15 protein-coding genes are annotated in these 16,557 nt (G+C 68.6%); 9 read left to right on the forward strand and 6 right to left on the reverse strand.

Annotated features, from left to right (window positions below; translation table 11 throughout):
* Window positions 1-16: 16 nt before the first annotated feature.
* Complete coding sequence (locus tag RJ1_RS42280; protein WP_073370124.1) at window positions 17-949, reverse strand: DMT family transporter; 933 nt, start codon at window positions 947-949, stop codon at window positions 17-19.
* On the opposite strand from RJ1_RS42280, the gene RJ1_RS42285 reads away from it, so the two are divergent.
* The 5 genes from RJ1_RS42285 to RJ1_RS42305 all read left to right on the forward strand — a co-directional run bounded on the left by RJ1_RS42285 (window position 948) and on the right by RJ1_RS42305 (window position 7,912).
* Complete coding sequence (locus tag RJ1_RS42285; protein WP_073370127.1) at window positions 948-2,357, forward strand: aminotransferase-like domain-containing protein; 1,410 nt, start codon at window positions 948-950, stop codon at window positions 2,355-2,357. The genes RJ1_RS42280 and RJ1_RS42285 overlap by 2 nt on opposite strands.
* Window positions 2,358-2,475: 118 nt before the next feature.
* The gene (locus tag RJ1_RS42290; RefSeq protein ID WP_073370163.1) at window positions 2,476-3,942 is read left to right on the forward strand and encodes a class I adenylate-forming enzyme family protein; all 1,467 of its coding nucleotides are present in this window, start codon (window positions 2,476-2,478) and stop codon (window positions 3,940-3,942) included.
* 72 nt (window positions 3,943-4,014) lie between these two features.
* Entirely contained in the window at window positions 4,015-5,865 is a 1,851-nt protein-coding gene (locus tag RJ1_RS42295; protein ID WP_073370130.1) for a DUF3556 domain-containing protein, read from the forward strand.
* Window positions 5,862-7,295 (forward strand): phytoene desaturase family protein, encoded by a 1,434-nt coding sequence (locus RJ1_RS42300; RefSeq protein ID WP_073370132.1) that lies wholly within the window; start codon window positions 5,862-5,864, stop codon window positions 7,293-7,295. Before RJ1_RS42295 ends, RJ1_RS42300 begins: the two co-directional genes overlap by 4 nt.
* On the forward strand, window positions 7,292-7,912 hold the full coding sequence (locus tag RJ1_RS42305) for an enoyl-CoA hydratase-related protein (RefSeq protein WP_073370135.1): 621 nt from the start codon (window positions 7,292-7,294) through the stop codon (window positions 7,910-7,912). The genes RJ1_RS42300 and RJ1_RS42305 overlap by 4 nt, the downstream gene beginning before the upstream one ends.
* Here the strand turns inward: RJ1_RS42305 and RJ1_RS42310 are convergent.
* Window positions 7,865-9,127, reverse strand: coding sequence for a PucR family transcriptional regulator (locus RJ1_RS42310; protein ID WP_073370138.1), 1,263 nt, complete (start codon window positions 9,125-9,127; stop codon window positions 7,865-7,867). The two genes, RJ1_RS42305 and RJ1_RS42310, sit on opposite strands and share 48 nt — an antisense overlap.
* A gap of 288 nt (window positions 9,128-9,415) precedes the next feature.
* Here RJ1_RS42310 and RJ1_RS42315 point away from each other — a divergent pair, with 288 nt between their 5' ends.
* Together RJ1_RS42315 and RJ1_RS42320 are read left to right on the forward strand one after the other, a co-directional pair.
* Entirely contained in the window at window positions 9,416-10,255 is an 840-nt protein-coding gene (locus RJ1_RS42315) for an SDR family oxidoreductase (protein ID WP_073370141.1), read from the forward strand.
* Window positions 10,256-10,419: 164 nt separating this feature from the next.
* Window positions 10,420-11,634 carry an acetyl-CoA C-acetyltransferase gene (locus RJ1_RS42320; RefSeq protein ID WP_073370144.1) on the forward strand — a complete coding sequence of 405 codons (1,215 nt, stop codon included), beginning with the start codon at window positions 10,420-10,422 and terminating at the stop codon, window positions 11,632-11,634.
* 68 nt (window positions 11,635-11,702) lie between these two features.
* Here the strand turns inward: RJ1_RS42320 and RJ1_RS42325 are convergent, their stop codons facing one another.
* On the reverse strand, window positions 11,703-12,497 hold the full coding sequence (locus RJ1_RS42325; RefSeq protein WP_073370147.1) for an LLM class F420-dependent oxidoreductase: 795 nt from the start codon (window positions 12,495-12,497) through the stop codon (window positions 11,703-11,705).
* A 189-nt stretch (window positions 12,498-12,686) separates the two neighbouring features.
* On the opposite strand from RJ1_RS42325, the gene RJ1_RS42330 reads away from it, so the two are divergent.
* Window positions 12,687-13,166 carry a nitroreductase family deazaflavin-dependent oxidoreductase gene (locus RJ1_RS42330; RefSeq protein WP_073370150.1) on the forward strand — a complete coding sequence of 160 codons (480 nt, stop codon included), beginning with the start codon at window positions 12,687-12,689 and terminating at the stop codon, window positions 13,164-13,166.
* Between the two features lie 6 nt (window positions 13,167-13,172).
* On the opposite strand, the gene RJ1_RS42335 is transcribed toward RJ1_RS42330, so the two are convergent.
* The 3 genes from RJ1_RS42335 to RJ1_RS42345 all read right to left on the reverse strand — a co-directional run bounded on the left by RJ1_RS42335 (window position 13,173) and on the right by RJ1_RS42345 (window position 15,551).
* Window positions 13,173-13,697, reverse strand: a complete 525-nt coding sequence (locus RJ1_RS42335) for a TIGR04338 family metallohydrolase (protein WP_073370153.1) — start codon at window positions 13,695-13,697, stop codon at window positions 13,173-13,175.
* Window positions 13,694-14,512: a DUF2786 domain-containing protein gene (locus tag RJ1_RS42340; protein WP_073370155.1), complete on the reverse strand. Its 819-nt coding sequence runs from the start codon at window positions 14,510-14,512 to the stop codon at window positions 13,694-13,696. The genes RJ1_RS42335 and RJ1_RS42340 overlap by 4 nt, the downstream gene beginning before the upstream one ends.
* A gap of 70 nt (window positions 14,513-14,582) precedes the next feature.
* On the reverse strand, window positions 14,583-15,551 hold the full coding sequence (locus RJ1_RS42345; protein ID WP_073370158.1) for an ABC transporter substrate-binding protein: 969 nt from the start codon (window positions 15,549-15,551) through the stop codon (window positions 14,583-14,585).
* Between the two features lie 62 nt (window positions 15,552-15,613).
* Here RJ1_RS42345 and RJ1_RS42350 point away from each other — a divergent pair, with 62 nt between their 5' ends.
* Window positions 15,614-16,540, forward strand: a complete 927-nt coding sequence (locus RJ1_RS42350; protein ID WP_073370160.1) for a ferredoxin family protein — start codon at window positions 15,614-15,616, stop codon at window positions 16,538-16,540.
* The last annotated feature ends 17 nt before the right edge of the window (window positions 16,541-16,557 follow it).

Genomic DNA, 16,557 nt, shown 5'->3' on the forward strand with positions numbered 1-16,557 from the left:
GGAGTCCAGAGACTCGTCAACCACGCACGGGCGCGAAGCGCCCGCGGGCTCGGACGGCGGTCCCCGCGCAGACGACCACGGCCACGCCGCCGAGGACGGTGGCCCAGGTGAGCTGTTCACGCAGCAGCAGGGCCGCCCAGGAGATGGTCAACACGGGTTGGACCAATTGGACCTGGCTGACCTGCGCCATCGGCCCGATCGCAAGCCCGCGATACCAGGCGAAGAAGCCGAGGAACATGCTCACCACGCCCAGGTACGCGAACGCCGCCCACTCGATCGGTGAGCCGGTCGGCGGCTGCCGGATCGCCGAAATGACCGTCAGGGCGATCATCAGCGGCGCGGCGACCATCAGCGCCCAGGACACCGTCTGCCATGCGCCGAGCTCGCGGGCGAGGAGACCGCCCTCGGCGTACCCGACCGCGGCGGCCGCGACTGCACCGAACAGCAGCAGGTCCGACCAGTGCAACCGACCAATCCCGCCGCCCTGCATGGATGCGAACACGACAGATGCCAGGGCACCCACCGCCGCCATGATCCAGAACGACAGCGGCGGACGCTCGTTGCCCCGGACCACGGTCGTGACCGCCGTCGCCGCCGGAAGTAGCGCGATGACGACGGCACCGTGACCGGCAGACGCGGTCGTCAGGGCGAAGGACGTGAGGAGCGGGAAGCCGACGACGACTCCACCCGCCACCACGGCGAGACGCCCCCACTGCGCACCCCTCGGCACACGCTGCCGGGTCAGCGTCAGAGCCAGCGCCGCGAGCACCGCGGCGACGACCGCTCGGCCCGAGCCGATGAACAGCGGCGACAACCCGCCCACCGCCACCCGAGTGAACGGCACCGTGAACGAGAACGCCGCCACCCCGAGCAGGCCCCACCAGAGACCGGCGCGAGAAGGCGATAACACTGTTGCGCGAATGTGAGTAGCGCTACTATCTACCGTCATGGTCAACGATAGCAGTACGCGCATCGTCGCTGCACTGGGTGAATGGATCGCCCAGGCGCCACCCGGGGCGCGGCTCCCATCGACCCGGTCGCTGGTCGCGGAGTACGCGGCAAGTCCGGTAACCGTGCAGAAGGCCCTGCGTACCCTCACCGCGCAGGGGCTGATCGAGAGCAGGCCCGGCGTCGGCACGTTCGTTCGCGCCGTTCGGACCGCGCGGCCGCTCGACTACGGATGGCAGACTGCGGCCCTGCGATCCCCGTCGAGCCGCCTGCCTACCCTGTCGACGCCGATGCGCCGGGCCCCCAACGACGCAATCGCGTTGCACGCCGGCTATCCGGATCGGGAACTGTTACCGGAGCGCCTGATTCGATCCGCGCTGACCCGAGCGGCACGCAGCGACGCGGCGCTGTCGCCCTCTCCCGCTGCGGGTCTGCCGGAGCTGCAATCGTGGTTCGCCCACGAACTGGGCAGCTCGACACCCGTCGGCGTCACGCCACCCACGGCGAGTGACGTCATCGTCTTGCCGGGGAGCCAGAGCGGGCTCAGCTCCGTCTTCCGGGCCCTGGTTCCCACCGGGCAGCCGTTGCTGATGGAGTCGCCCACGTATTGGGGTGCGATCCTGGCCGCGGCCCAGGCCGGAGTGCACGTCGTCCCCGTCCCCAGCGGACCCGACGGCCTCGATCCGGACGACCTGGCCCGAGCCTTCGAGGAGACCGGCGCGCGTGTGTTCTACGCTCAACCGAACTACGCCAACCCCACCGGCGCACAATGGTCGAACACGTTATCCGAGGCAGTGTTAGAGGTTGTCCGGACACACGGGGCCTTCCTCGTCGAAGACGACTGGGCCCACGATTTCGGGATCGACACCACCCCCGACCCTGTCGCCGCGCACGACGACGCCGGCCATGTGGTCTACCTCCGCTCGCTGACCAAGAGCGTGTCACCGTCCATACGCATCGCCGCAGTCGTCGCCCGCGGTCCGGCCCGGGAACGCATCCTCGCCGACCGCGGGGCCGCCTCGATGTATGTCAGCGGACTACTCCAGGCCGCAGCACTCGACGTCGTCACCCAGCCCGGATGGCAGACCCACCTGCGCAATCTCCGGCAACAACTCCGAGCACGCCGCGACCTGCTCGTCACCAGCCTGCGCGAGCACGTCCCCGGAGCACACCTCACCGCTGTGCCCAAAGGCGGACTCAACCTCTGGGTGCGCCTGCCCGACGCAACCGATCTCCGGCAACTCGTCCGCGACTGCGAAGCCGCAGGAGTGCTCATCGCCCCCGGCGGCGAGTGGTTCCCCGCCGAACCCGCCGGGCCGTACATCCGACTCAACTACTCCGGCACGAACCCCGGCGCCTTCCCCGAAGGTGCGCGCGTGATCGGCGAACAACTGGCCCGCAACACCTGAAGCCGCTTGTCTCCGGCGGACAAATCCCTGTGCAAACTCGAGCCCCACGGAATATTCCGCATCTCACTCCCCCCGCATAGTGTCGTGGATCACACCACCACTGAAGGGGATCGAAACCGTGTCGGACATCGGCTATTTCGCTTGGGACCTCGCGACGGCACGTGGTGACGCACCGTGCCTGCGCGACGACCACCTCGACCTCACCTACCGGCAGTTCGCCGACCGCGTGGATGCGTTCGCGGCGCAATTGACAGACAACGGCGTCCGGAGCGGGGACGTCGTCGCCGTGATGCTGCCCAACAGGGTGGAACTTCTCGTCGCCCTGATGGCCGCGTGGCGGATCGGCGCGACCGCGACCCCGGTCAACCCCACGTTCACCGCCGTCGAGGCGGAATACCAGTTCGCGGACGCCGATGCCGTCCTCGTCGTCAACGAGGGACCGGGCGCACCCTCCGGCGGCCGCCCGACGATCGCCGTGGCCGACATGGCGACGACCCCGCACCCGAACTGGACCCCCGACAGCGGCCCGTCCGGCGACGACATCGCACTCCTCATCTACACGTCCGGTTCGACGGGACGCCCCAAGGGGGTCATGCTCACCCACGACAACCTGCAGTTCATGAGTTCGTCGATGGTCGAGCACTTCTCGCTCACGGCCGCCGACCACTGCCTGCTCGTCCTGCCGCTGTTTCACGTCAACGCGATCTGCGTGAGCTTCCTCGCGCCGATGCTGGCCGGGGGGCAGCTGAGCGTCACCGGACGTTTCTCACCGGCCCGGTTCTTCGACGACGTCGCCAGGCTGCGGCCGACGTACTTCTCCGCGGTCCCGACCATCTACGCCCTCCTGGTCTCCCAGGACACCGTCGGCGACACCTCGTCGCTGCGGTTCGCGGTCTGCGGGGCGGCACCGATCTCCAAGGAACTCCTCGACCGCGCAGAGCAGCGTTTCGGACTCGTCATCGTCGAGGGGTACGGGCTCACCGAGGGCACGTGCGCGTCGGCGTGCAACCCGCCCGGCGGTGTCCGCAAGCTCGGCACCGTGGGCCCGGCGCTGCCCGGACAGCGGATCGCCATCGCCGGACCCGACGGCGAGCACCTGCCCGTCGGCACCACCGGAGAGGTGATCGTCGCAGGTGCCAGCGTCATGCACGGCTACCGGGGACGCCCCGAGGAGACCGCACGGACCGTCGTCGACGGTTGGCTGCACACCGGGGACGTCGGCCGCCTCGACGAGGACGGCTACCTCACCCTCGTCGACCGGATCAAGGACATGATCATTCGCGGCGGAGAGAACATCTACCCCAAGGAGATCGAGAACGCCCTCGCCACCCACGACGGCGTGCTCGAGGCAGCGGTGATCGGCGCACCGCACGAGGTGTACGGCGAGGTGCCCGTCGCGTACGTCGTCACCTACCCCGACAGCCCCGTCACCGACGACCAGCTCACCGACCACCTCCGAGGACGTCTCACGAAAGTCAAACTGCCCGTAGCTATTCACGTCGTCGACGCCCTGCCGCGCAACCCCGTCGGCAAGATCGACAAGCCCGGCCTGCGCAGCCGCCACCGGCCCGCCGCCGTCAGCTGATCCAGTACGCCCCACACCTCGGGACCCACCCGAGGCGATGACCCCTACCCACTTCACGCCCAGGAGCCTCCCATGGGATTCAAAACCGGGAACTTTCCCGACGTCGACCCCGCCACCTTCCTCGATCGCCCGTTCTTCGACCGCATCCGCGCCATGTCGACGCACTGGGTCGACTACGGCTTCGGGACCCCGAAGATGGTGCACACCATCTACATTCTGAAACTGCTTGTGCTCTACCTCGGTGTGGGCCTGTCCATCGCGACCTTCACCTCCGGGTACAACGTCCTCGACGTCGGTGCTTGGTGGAACGCCCCGGTCGTGTACCAGAAGCTGATCCTGTGGACGATGCTGGTCGAGATCCTCGGACTGGGTGGTTCCTGGGGCCCGCTCGCCGGGCACTTCAAGCCCATGATGGGCGGCGCACTGTTCTGGTTGCGGCCTGGCACCATCCGGCTGCCACCCTGGCCGGGAAAGGTGCCGCTGACATCCGGTGACACCCGCACCGCCTTCGACGTTCTCGTCTATCTCGCGATCCTCGTCAACCTGGCCCTGGCGCTCGGGTTCGCCGGCGTGCACACACCGTCCATCGACGCAGTGCTGCCCGGCAACCACGGCCTGGTGAATCCCACGCTTCTGTTACCGCTGATCGCCCTGCTCGTCGTGATCGGGCTGCGCGACAAGGTCGTCTTCATCGCAGCGCGCGGCGAGCAGTACTTCCCGGCCGTCGTCTTCTTCGGTGTCCTTCCGTTCGTGGACATGATCGTCGCGCTGAAGCTGCTCATCGTGTCGGTGTGGGTCGGCGCCGGCATCTCGAAGCTGGGCCACCACTTCTCGATGGTCGTGCCCCCGATGCTGTCCAACACCCCCTGGTTGCCGTTCAAGTCGATCAAGCGCGCCCACTACCGCAGCTTCCCGAACGACCTGCGGCCGTCGGTCGTAGCCGGCGGGGTCGCCCACGTCCTCGGCACCGTCGTCGAGGTGGTCACGCCACTGGTGTTGCTGTTCACCACGAACGGCACCATCACCCTGCTCGCGGTCGCGCTGATGGTCGCGTTCCACCTGTTCATCCTGTCGACGTTCCCGCTCGCGGTGCCGCTCGAGTGGAACCTGCTGTTCGCCTACGCGTCGGTGTTCCTGTTCCTCGGCTTCCCGAACGCCGACGGCTTCGGATTGGGAGACTTCTCGTCCCCGCTGCTGCTCGCCGTGATCATCGCGGCACTGGTGTTCTTCCCCATCCTCGGGAACCTGCGCCCCGACCTCGTCTCGTTCCTGCCCTCGATGCGCCAGTACGCGGGCAACTGGGCGTCGGCGACCTGGGCCTTCGCGCCGGGCGCGGAGGACAAGCTCGACCAGTTCGTCAAGCGGCCCAGCCAGAACACCCGTACCCAGTTGCTGGCGACCTACCCGCCCGAGGTGGCCGACGTCGTGATGCACCAGCTGCTCGGCTGGCGGTCGATGCACAGTCAGGGCCGCGCCTTGCTGTCACTGATGAGCCGGCAACTCGGCGACAACATCGACACCTACTCGCTGCGTGAGGCCGAATTCAGCTGTAACTCACTGGTGGCGTTCAACTTCGGCGACGGACATCTGCACAACGAACACCTGATCGCCGCGCTCCAGCGCCGCTGCAACTTCGCCCCCGGCGAGTTCCTCATCGCCTGGATCGAGTCGCAACCGATCCACAAGGGCGTCCAGGAATACAAGGTGATCGACGCCGCCCTCGGCGTGATCGAGCGCGGCACCTACAAGGTCGCCGACGCCATCGCCGAGCAACCGTGGCTGCCGAACGGTCCCATCCCGTTCGACGTGCAGTGGACACTGGAGGGAGACGTCCCGAAAGCGAGAAGGCTGGAGGGAGACATTGCCAGGTCGAGTACGCAGGAGGCGACGGTGCCGGACAACAGCGCGGCGGCGCGGCCGTGACCACCGCAGTCGTGGTCGGCAGCGGGCCCAACGGGCTCGCTGCCGCGGTCCACCTCGCCCGCCACGGTGTCGAGGTACAGGTCCTCGAGGCGGCCGACACCATCGGCGGCGGCACCCGGTCCGCGGAACTCACCGTCCCCGGACTCCTGCACGACGAGTGCTCCGCCTTCCACCCCATGGGCGCCGGGTCGCCGTACCTGCAGACCCTCGACCTCGAACGCTACGGCCTGACGTGGAAGTGGGCCGACATCGACTGCGCCCACCCCCTCGACACCGGCGAGGCCGGACTCCTGCACCGCTCCGTCCACGCGACCGCCGCCGGCCTCGGCGCCGACGGAACCCGCTGGCAGCGGATGTTCGGCGGGCTCGCCGACGGCTTCGACGACCTCGCCGCCGACCTCATGCGACCGATCGCGAACGTCCCGCGACACCCCCTGAAGCTCGCGAGCTTCGGGCCCCGGGCATTACTGCCCGCGACCGCCACCGCCCGGTGGTGGCGCACCGAGAAGGGCCGAGCCCTGTTCGGCGGGGTCGCCGCCCACGCCTACTACCGCCTCGACCGTCCCGCCACGTCCGCGGTCGGGTTGATGATCGTCGCCGCCGGACACCGTTACGGCTGGCCGGTCGCCGAGGGCGGATCGCAGTCCATCACCACCGCGCTCGCCGCGATGCTCACAGATTGGGGCGGCAAGATCACCACGGGCACCCGGGTCCGCAGCAGCGGCGACCTCCCGCCCGCGGACGTCGTTCTGCTCGACGTCGCCCCGTCCGCCGCCGTCGACATCCTTGGCGACCGGATGCCGTCCCGGGTCGCGAAGGCCTACCGCCGCTTCCGGCACGGCCCGGCGGCGTTCAAGGTCGACTTCGCCGTCGAAGGCGGCGTTCCGTGGACGAACCCCGACTGCGGCCTGGCCGGGACCGTCCACCTGGGTGGCACTTTTGCGGAGATCGCCGACGCCGAACGTGACGTCGCGACGGGCCGGATGCCGGAGCGTCCCTTCGTGCTCGTCGGCCAGCAGTACCTCGCCGACCCCGGCCGGTCGAAGGGCGACCTGCACCCCCTGTACGCGTACGCCCATGTTCCGCACGGCTATTCGGGCGACGCCACCGAGGCGGTGGTCGCGCAGATCGAACGGTTCGCCCCGGGGTTCCGCGACCGTGTCGTGGCCACCGTGAGCAGCGGGCCGGTCCGGCTGGCGGCGTCGAACCCGAACTACGTCGGCGGCGACATCATCGGCGGCGCCAACACCGAGACCCAGGTGGTACTGCGACCACGGATCGCCCTCGACCCCTACAGCACCGGAGTGCCGGGCACCTACCTGTGCTCCGCATCGACGCCGCCGGGGGCAGGCGCGCACGGGATGAGCGGGTACAACGCCGCCCAGTCCGCGCTGCGCTACCTGCGGCGGCGCGGAGGCGACGTCCTGTGAACGCAGTCGTCGACCGGCACGGTTCGATTGCCGTGATCACTCTGGACCGTCCCGGAGACGGGAACGTCGCGGACGCCGAGATGTCCGCCGCGTTCTGTGCGGCGATGGACACGTTGGCGGGTGATCAAGGCCTTCGGGTGGGCATCGTCACCGGTACAGGAGACACGTTGTGCGCCGTTGCGGACATCTCGGCGCTGACCGCCGGGCGGACGAACGCGTACCGGGGGTTCGCCGACTTCGTTCGTCGTCAGGTCGGTAAACCGCTGATCGCCGCCGTGAACGGGCTGGCATCGGACGGAGGAATCGACCTCAACCTCGGGTGTGACGCCGCCATCGTCAGCTCCGATGCCACGCTGCGGCCACGGCAGGCACGGGACTCGGTGCTCACGGCGGACGTCCTCGAACCGGAAAGGGCGCTGCGTTGCGGGATCATCGATCGGATCGTGCATCCGCACGAAGCGTGGCGGTTGGCGCGGGCACTGGCAGTCACACCGCGGGCGCCGGAGGGGATCGCCGCGGCGGTGACGCGTCGGCGCGGCGCCGGGGCACGGCACTTTCGGCGAGGGGAATCAGCCGGGTGTCAGAACGGCCGGCCCCAGCCATTGACACGCGAGTAGTGCAAGTTCGACTGCGAGCCGATCACGGGTGAAATCCTCACCGCGTTCCTCGGCTGCACGTTTGACCCGGTACTTCACGGAGTTGTAGTGCAGGCCCAGCTCTTTCGCCGCCGTGACGTTGCTGAGATTGTTCGCGAGGTAGACCTGCACGGTGTCACGCAGGCGGGCGGCGTTGTCGCTGTCGGCTGCCAGCCCACGCAGGACGGTGCGTACCCAGGCGCGGGTCCCGGCCAGATCGTCGATCAGCAGGGAGAGCGTGGACACCCCCGGTTCGTCGTAGGCGGTGACAACGGGGGCGTTGCGGCCCGCGGCGAGGGCAAGCGTCCGGGCGCGTTGCGCGCCACCGTGGGAGTGGCGAAACCCGCTCGGGCCGTGCGCTACCCCGCCCACGGACATCGCGAGACCCGGATACCGCCCGGTGAGAAAGTCGCCCAGTTCGCTGTACCCGCGTCGCGCAGCTTTCCGTGCACCCAGTGGGATCCACACCCAACCGGTGACCCGGTCCGCGGCCACGAACAACGGGTCGGTCACGCCCCCGATGAAGCCGGCGACGTCGTGTGCCGCAGCCTCGATCCTCGCCAGCATGTCACCCGCATCGGAGTCGGATACCCAGATGATCGCGGCGAGGTGACGTTGAAGCAGAACATAATTGAGGGCGGCACCGGCGTCCGGATCGTCGTTGCCTGCCAGTATCTCCTGCACGCGAACAGCCCGGACACCGCTCTGGTGCGCCAGCCAACGCTCACGTTCACGCTCGTAGACTTCGACGACCTGCTGCGAGACCCTGTCGATGTACACCGACATGACGGTGATGATGCGTTGGAGTACCGGCACACCGAGCTCGGATGGGACCGCAGCTCCGCCCAGCTCGTCGAACACCAGTCCGAGCAGGTTGGTCTGCCCCAGCCGATAGGCGCGCACCAGAGCATTGACGGGAACCCCGTGCTGGGCAAGCCGTCTCGCGTACTCCATGGCGGCTGCCGGCGCATCCAGGATCTCCGGGTCGATATCGTGCTGAAGCGTGTGGAAGATGGTGTCGAGATTGCTCTCCACACTTGCACCGAGGAGATCGAACAACTGTCGATCAGCGCGCAGATCCGGGATCTCCGCATAGAGCACTTCGGTGATGTCGCCGGTCAGTGGCACCAGCCGCTGGTTGAGTGAAGCTGCGATGCGTCCGACCAGGAGCGCGACGCGCTCGTCGTGTGAAGCCATGGTGAGGACAATAGAGGGTGTCGGCACCGCAGGTACCCGTTCACCGGAAATCTCTCCTACCAGCGAACTGTCGCGCATGAGTCCAGCAGGCCGAGGGGGCTCTTGTCCGGGCAGGACAAAAGGCGGCCGATCATTGGTGCTTCGGAGACGTGGTCAAGGCCGGACGGGCTCTTCTACCGTGAGGAGCGCTCGTTCGACGCCACGAGACTCTCGACGAGAGCCGGGTGCGTCCCCCTGCCCACGGGGCATGAGCGGGTTTCCTCCTCACCAGAAGAACGAAGGAATGCGATGAACGACAACAGTTTCCATGGCCGAACCGCTGTCATGTCCGGCGGAAGTCGTGGCATCGGCCTCGCGATCGCGCGCGCCCTCGCCAGTCGAGGGGGGAACGTTGTCCTGCTCGCCAAGACCGACACTCCCGACCCGCGGCTGCCCGGAACCATTCACACCGCCGTCAGTGAACTGAACGAACTGGGTGGACATGCCCTGCCGGTGGTCGGTGACGTCCGCAACGACAGCGACATCGCCCGGGCCGTCGACACCGCCCGCGACAACTTCGGTGGCGTCGACATCGTGGTCAACAACGCGAGCGTGCTCGACATCTCGAAGACCGAGGACCTCACGCTCGAGAGGTTCGATCTGATGCAGCAGGTGAATGTGCGCGGCACCTTCGCGCTGACCCGCGCCTGCCTGCCCTACCTGCAGAAGTCGGCGAGCCCTCACGTACTGACCCTCTCCCCTCCGCTCAACATGTCACCGCAGTGGCTGGGCGCCCACCCCGGATACATGCTCGCAAAGTACGGGATGACGCTGGCGGCGCTGGGGATCGCCGCCGAGTACGCGCAGGTACCTCTCTCCAGCAACTGTCTGTGGCCGCAGACGACGATCGCGACAGCGGCCGTGGGCAACCTGCTCGGCGGTGACGCGAGTCTGCAGCACGCGCGGTCCCCGGAAATCATGGCCGACGCGGCAATCGAACTCCTCAGCCGTCCCGCCGGCACCGACAACGGCCGAACCCTTCTCGACGTCGAGGTTCTCGCCGAAGCCGGCGTCATCGATTTCACAAGCTACGGAGGTACTCCGCCCCTCGCGATCGACATCTTCGTCGATGCGGTGGTCTCTGGATGACATCCGGCCCCGTCGAGCACCACCGCGGGCGTCCGGGGGTTGACACCACGCCGCCGCCGCGGACAATATATGCAAACGCTTAGAAAATAAGCATATGCTTAGAACTGAGGGGCTGCAGGTCCGCACCGACTGCCGTCCACCACGTCAATCGGTAGGAGTTAGCCATGCCCGAGGCCGTCATCGTTTCCATCGCCCGTTCCCCGATCGGTCGCGCCATGAAGGGGTCGCTGGTCGGCATGCGCCCCGACGACCTGGCCGCGCAGATGGTCCAGGCGGCCCTCGACAAGGTGCCCGCGCTCGACCCCACCGACATCAACGACCTGATCCTGGGCTGCGGTCTGCCCGGCGGTGAGCAGGGGTTCAACATGGGCCGCAACGTCGCCGTCCAGCTCGGCTACGACTTCATCCCCGGCACCACCATCACCCGCTACTGTTCTTCGTCGCTGCAGACCACCCGCATGGCACTGCACGCCATCAAGGCCGGTGAGGGCGACGTGTTCATCTCCGCCGGCGTCGAAACCGTGTCCCGGTTCGTCAAGGGCAACTCCGACTCGCTGCCCGACACCCAGAACCCGCTCTACGCCGACGCGCAGACCCGCACCGAGAAGCTCGCCCAGGGCGGGCAGCCGTGGGTCGACCCCCGCGAGGAGGGCCTGGTCCCCGACACGTACATCGCGATGGGCCAGACCGCCGAGAACGTCGCCCAGATCACCGGCATCACCCGCGAGGAGCAGGACCGCTGGGCGGTGCGCTCCCAGAACCGCGCCGAGGAGGCCATCGACAACGGCTTCTTCGCACGCGAGATCACCCCGGTCACCCTGCCCGACGGCACCGTCGTGTCCACCGACGACGGCCCCCGCGCCGGCACCACCTACGAGGCCGTCAGCAAGCTCGAGCCCGTCTTCCGCCCGGACGGCACCGTCACCGCCGGCAACGCGTGCCCCCTCAACGACGGCGCCGCCGCCCTGGTGATCATGTCCGACACCAAGGCCAAGGAACTCGGCCTGACCCCGCTCGCCCGCATCGTGTCCACCGGGGTGTCCGGGCTCTCGCCCGAGATCATGGGACTCGGGCCGATCGAGGCGTCCAAGCGGGCCCTGGCCATCGCCGGGCTGGGTATCTCCGACATCGACCTCGTCGAGATCAACGAGGCGTTCGCCGTGCAGGTGATCGGGTCGGCGCGGGAGCTGAACATCGACGAGGACAAGCTCAACGTCTCCGGCGGCGCCATCGCCCTCGGCCACCCGTTCGGTATGACCGGCGCCCGCATCACCGCGACGCTGCTCAACAACCTGACCACCCACGACAAGCAGTTCGGCCTCGAAACCATGTGCGTCGGAGGCGGACAGGGCATGGCGATGGTCCTCGAGCGGCTGTAGGCGGCTCCGCCGCCCGTGCGTGGTCCGCGAGTCCAGAGACTCGTCAACCACTCACGGGCGCGAAGCGCCTACGCCAGGCCCGACAGCGGCGGCGGGGTGTTCTCGTCCCGCCAGGCGATGGCCTCCTTCAGGGTGCCGAGGTCGTAGTCGGGTCCGCCGACACCCACCGTGAAGAGGGTGACGCCGGCGTCGACGTGGGCTGCCGCGTCGTCGACACCAGGCCACGACGTCGAGTGCTGGATGCTGTCGGGGCTGCGTCCGGCGCTGCGGGCGTGGTCGGCAAGGATCCCCGACTTGCGCTTGTAGGTGTCCATGTCGCTGAAGCTGTGCCAGATGTCGCCGTACCGGCCAACCAGCGGCAGCGTCTTCTTCTCGCCGCCGCCACCGATGAGGATCGGAATGTGCCGGGTGGGTGCGGGTTCCAGCTTGCCGAACCGGGCGGTGATCCGCGGGAGGTACTCGGCGAGCAGGTTCAGCCGCGAACCGGCGGTGCCGAACTCGTAGCCGTACTCGTCGTAGTCACGCTCGAACCAGCCGGAGCCGATGCCCAGGATCAGGCGTCCGCCGCTGATGTGGTCGACGGTGCGGGCCATGTCGGCCAGGAGGTCCGGGTTGCGGTAGCCGGCGCACGTGACGAGCGCGCCGATCTCCACCCGCTCCGTCTGTTCGGCGAACGCCCCGAGCATGGTCCAGCACTCGAAGTGGGCGCCGGCCGGGTCGCCGTACAGCGGATAGAAGTGATCCCAGTTGAAGACGATGTCGACGCCGGCGTCCTCGGCCCGCAGCACCGCGTCGCGGATCAGTCCGTACTCGGGCGCGTGCTGCGGCTGAAGTTGGACGCCGATGCGAACTGGACGAGTCATTCGTGGCTCCTCGGAGTAGACGGTGGGCCTTCTCGATCCATAGTGCTCGCGAGACGACCGGGCGCACAACGAACCCGCCGAGCGGACTACCCGAGCGGGCGAATGTACCTTCCGTCGCGTCAGATGCGCCGAAAGGTACATTGACCCGGCTGTCGACCCCTCACGCGGCGGACGTGGAAGACTGGGTGCGTGAAGGTCACGCAGAGACCTGACCCGCCCACCGGCATCCGGCGGGCTTTCTTTCGTGCGCCGATCTACCTGTACCGCTGCCATCTCGGGTTTCTGCTCGGCGGCCGATTCCTGCTCCTCGAACATGTCGGGCGCAAGTCCGGCGCTCGGCGACAGGTTGTGCTCGAGGTGGTCAACCACGACGCCGTCGACGGCGGGTACGTGCTGGCCGCCGGTTTCGGTCCGAAGTCGGATTGGTACCGGAACCTGCGGGCGCAGCCGAACGCGAACATTCAGGTGGGCCGCCGGCGGCTCTCCGTGACAGCCGAATTCCTCGATCCAGAGACCGGCGCGGAGTTCATGGCGCACTACGGGTCGGAGCATCCGAAACTCGGAACACGGCTCGCCCGAGTCATGGGTTTCGACGTCGACGGCAGCGCCTCCGACTTCAGGGCTGCGGGCCGTGAGATCAGTTTCGTCCGGCTCCGGCCCCGCAACTGAGGGACCTCAGTTCAGACGCACCCCGCCCGCGAGGAGCATGGTCCGCAGGACGAAGGCGGCCTCGGGGCCGATGATCTCCCCGACGAGGGTGAGGTAGCGGTCCACGTACTCCGGTCCGTGCGGGGCCACCGTCGGGTACTCGGGGTCGGACGGGTCGAGGTGGTGGGCGATCTCGTGGAGAACCACGAGTTCGCGGAATGCCCAGGCGGTGCCGTTCCGATGCTGGGGTACCGCGATTGTGGCGCAGTCGTTTTCGTAGTGCGCGGCCTTGTTGCCCGACCTCGCGCGGACGTGGATCGGGGTGGCCGCCCGCGTCCACGTGGAGCGCACCCAGTTCAGGGCGAGAACGCGATCGACGTAGTCCTGCACCGATTCGAGGGATGCGAATTTGCGTTCCACCGGCAGCGTCACCTGCGAACCCAGAACGTCGACCACCCGCAGCCCGCGCTCGTCCGCGCGGTCGAACATGGTGCGCACCAGGGCTTCCGCGTCGTATACGGCGGTTCGCTGAGTGTCGCGAGGACGCTTCACGACGGGATCTGTTTGTGCGCGGCCGACAATTCCGGCGAGTTGCTCAACCGGGCGGTCCGGGCGGCGCGGTCTCCCGCCCGCTGTGCACTCGACGAATGTCCGGCGGACGCCCGGCCGGCCCGCCACGTCCCGCGGGCCTGGGAGTTCTCCGAGTAGTAGTCCTTCAGCTCGAGCTGCTTGTCGCGCAGGACCAGTGCCGTTTCCGCCGACGACTCCGGAACGGACACCGCGTGATCCTCGGCCTCCTTCTTGGCGTCGGCGAGGCGCTGCCCGATCCGCGCAGCGTACGCGAGCTGGAAGTTCAACCGGGCGGTGACGCCGGCGACGGGGCGTCGCACCCGGGTCGCGACCCGGCGGCGGCCACGCTTCTCGACCTGGGTGCGCACCGTCGTCTCGTTCCGGTAGTCACCCGACTTGAGGTACGCGTCGGACGCCCGGACCATCTGGATCAGCAGGCTCGCGTACAGGGCCTCGCAGACGTCGATGTCGCCGGCGAACCCGTAGGCGTAGATGACGGCCGACGTCTGGGCGATGTCGCACTGGACGTCGTTGGCGGCGGCGATCACCAGGAACAGCTGCGCGTACGTCCGCAGCCCCTTCTTGCCCGGTTCACCGATCGTGATCAGCCGCTGGGTGGGAGTGGCCCGCTTCTCCCGACCCGCCGCGTGTGCGCGCGCCACCGCGAGGTCGATCGAGGCGGCAGTGGCGAGGCGCTGGGCGGCGGCCATGAAGGCCTCACCCTCGTGCGGATTATCGGTGGACTCCGCCTGACGGAGGAGCCCGCCGATGCGGGTCAGCATCTTGTCGGAACTCACCCAGGCAGGCTACGCCCGTGCGTGGTTGACGAGTCCAGACACTCCTCAACCGCGCACGGGCGCGAAGCGCCTACAGCCGCTCGAGGTCGTCGAGGATCAGGTTGGCGCCGGTGAGCCCGATGCCGGTGATCCAGACCCGGTAGTTGGTCTGGTGGACGCCGTCGCGTCGTGACGGGCCCATCTGCCCGACGAGTACGGGGTCGATCCCGAGGTCACCCGATGCGGCGGTGTTGGCGACGAACGCGACGTCGGAGTCGATCTGCGCGACGTTCTCGAGCGAGATCTCGGACATGTCGTTCTTCGCGTCCCACGGCTGCCCGGTGATGGTGTAACCGGCCGCGGTCAGCACGGAACCGGAGAACGTGCCGGGTCCGTGCAGGCGCAGACCGTCGTCCATGACGCGGATGACGTGCGCGGTGCGTCCCCGGGTGGTTTCGCTGAGTGCGGCGGCGCGGGCGTGGAACGCCGCCAGTTTCTCCTCGGCCGTCTTCGTCTCGCCCATGGCCTCGGCGAACAACCGCACCGTCCCCTGCCAGTCGACCGCCGGCGACACAGAGAAGACGGTGGGTGCGATCGCGGACAGCGCGTCGTACAGGTCGCCGTGGCGCTGCTTGCTGCTGATGATGAGGTCGGGCTGCAGCGCGGCGATCGCCTCGAGATTGGGTTCGGCGATCGACCCGACGACGGTGGTGCCGTCCAGTCCGCCGCCGAGGTACGCGGGCAGCGCGTCGGCGGAACCCGCCTGAGCCGCACCGACCGGTGCCTTCCCCAGCGTGACGACGGTGTCGATGGGCAGGCTGTCCAGGGCGACGATGCGACTGGGACGGGTGCTCACGGTCGTCGTCCCCATGGCATGGGTGACGGTGCGCTGCGCGCCCTCGTCGCTGCCGGCCGCAGCGTCGGGTCGCGCGCACGCGGCGGTGAGTGCGGCCAGCGCGGCTGCTCCCAGCCCGGCCCCGAATTCCCGACGCGTCAGCGCGTCGACGATCTCCTGCCATTGGACGTCGGTGACATTCGGGGGGCACGTAGCAGAACGCATCCTGGACCTCGATCTCGAAGGGGGTAGAAGATAGGCGAACCTAACCTTATACAGTCTGGTGCGTGAGCGTGCAGACGACGACGTCGCCCGAGGAGTGGACGCCACCGGCCTGCGCGGCGCTCTCCCAGTCACTGCAGGAGCCGTTGTGCGGCACCGCGCCCCGTGTACGCGGGTGGCTGCTGATCGAACAACCCGGACCCTGGGGCCGGGACCGTCTCCGGCAGAGCCGCCTCGACCCCGTCCTCGGCGACGCGCTCGCCGCCCGATGCGCCGACGCGGGCGTGCGTCCGGTGCTGATCCGCACCCGGGAGCGCCGCGACCTCGCCGCCGGACGCCACGTCTACCTCGCCCGACCGGGACGCGCCGACGGCTGGGCCGAGCGACTGCTGATCCGCGAGGACCGGGAACTGCTCGACCTGGACCTGGACCTGGACCTTCCGCCGGGCCGCGGGGAGCGCCTGGACCCCACCGAATCACTGTTCCTCGTCTGCACCCACGGGAAGAAGGACGCCTGCTGTGCATCGTTCGGACGTCCCGTGGTCACCGGCCTCGGGCATCGCGACGGACGGGTCTGGGAATCCACCCACGTCGGCGGCGACCGGTTCGCCGCCACCATGGTGTGCCTGCCGTCGGGGATCTATTACGGCCGCGTCACCGCGGACGTCGCGGAACACATTGTCGCCGAGCATGATCGCGGACGGGTGGTGCTCGAGCACTACCGCGGCCGGTGCACCGACGACCCGGTGTCGCAGTTCGCCGAGCACACCGTCCGGGTCGAGCGGTCGCTGCTCGGACTCGACGAGGTGATCCCGCTGTCGGCGAGCCCACGGCCGGACGGCGACACCGACGTCCTGGTCCGGCACCCGCTGGGCACCGACCGGGTCCGGGTCCGCACGACCCGCGCCGAGCCCCGCCTGACCGCCTGCAGCGCAGGCGTCGTCGACAGCCCGGACCGGTTCGAGGCGGCTCCGCCGTCCGTGCGCGCGTGACGAGTCCAGAGACTCTT

Origin of the sequence: Rhodococcus jostii NBRC 16295 (genome assembly GCF_001894825.1) — a bacterium.
In the GTDB taxonomy this organism is placed as follows: Bacteria; Actinomycetota; Actinomycetes; order Mycobacteriales; family Mycobacteriaceae; genus Rhodococcus_F; species Rhodococcus_F jostii.

Coding starts and splice junctions, on each gene's coding strand:
- RJ1_RS42285 (WP_073370127.1), top strand. CDS start 948: ATGGTCAACGATAGCAGTACGCGCATCGTCGCTGCACTGGGTGAATGG.
- RJ1_RS42280 (WP_073370124.1), bottom strand. CDS start 949: ATGACGGTAGATAGTAGCGCTACTCACATTCGCGCAACAGTGTTATCG.
- RJ1_RS42295 (WP_073370130.1), top strand. CDS start 4,015: ATGGGATTCAAAACCGGGAACTTTCCCGACGTCGACCCCGCCACCTTC.
- RJ1_RS42310 (WP_073370138.1), bottom strand. CDS start 9,127: ATGGCTTCACACGACGAGCGCGTCGCGCTCCTGGTCGGACGCATCGCA.
- RJ1_RS42315 (WP_073370141.1), top strand. CDS start 9,416: ATGAACGACAACAGTTTCCATGGCCGAACCGCTGTCATGTCCGGCGGA.
- RJ1_RS42320 (WP_073370144.1), top strand. CDS start 10,420: ATGCCCGAGGCCGTCATCGTTTCCATCGCCCGTTCCCCGATCGGTCGC.
- RJ1_RS42325 (WP_073370147.1), bottom strand. CDS start 12,497: ATGACTCGTCCAGTTCGCATCGGCGTCCAACTTCAGCCGCAGCACGCG.
- RJ1_RS42345 (WP_073370158.1), bottom strand. CDS start 15,551: ATGCGTTCTGCTACGTGCCCCCCGAATGTCACCGACGTCCAATGGCAG.